At 65.7% G+C, this 463-nt stretch carries 1 protein-coding gene; it reads left to right on the top strand.

The genetic code is table 11. From position 1 onward, the window contains the following. Window positions 1-463, top strand: a 463-nt coding sequence (locus tag EJ913_RS31320; RefSeq protein ID WP_483398299.1) for a phosphopyruvate hydratase family protein, incomplete at both ends; no start/stop codon positions are given.

The raw sequence follows: 463 nt of genomic DNA, 5'->3' as shown, positions 1-463 counted from the left end.
TGCTGGCCATCGACGCCGCCTCGACCGAGTTCTTCAAGAACGGCAAGTACGAGCTGGCCGGCGAGGGCAAGTCGCTGAGCCCGGAGCAGATGGTGTCCTACTGGTCCGATCTGGTCGGGCGCTACCCGATCGCCTCGATCGAGGACGGCATGTCAGAGGACGACTGGGAGGGCTGGAAGGCGCTGACCGACGCCATCGGCAGGAAGGTGCAACTGGTCGGCGACGACTTGTTCGTGACCAACCCGCTGCGTCTGGCCGACGGCATCAAGAAGGGCGTCGCCAACTCGATCCTGGTGAAGGTCAACCAGATCGGCACGCTGTCGGAGACGCTGGAAGCCGTGGATATGGCGCACAAGGCCGGCTACACCGCCGTCCTGTCGCACCGCTCGGGCGAGACCGAGGACAGCACCATCGCCGACCTCGCCGTCGCCACCAACTGCGGCCAGATCAAGACCGGCTCGCT

The organism is Azospirillum doebereinerae (genome assembly GCF_003989665.1).
GTDB classification, from domain to species: Bacteria; Pseudomonadota; Alphaproteobacteria; order Azospirillales; family Azospirillaceae; genus Azospirillum; species Azospirillum doebereinerae.
The sequence above is the reverse complement of the archived record's forward strand: the minus strand, read 5'-3'. Positions and strand labels throughout refer to the sequence as shown.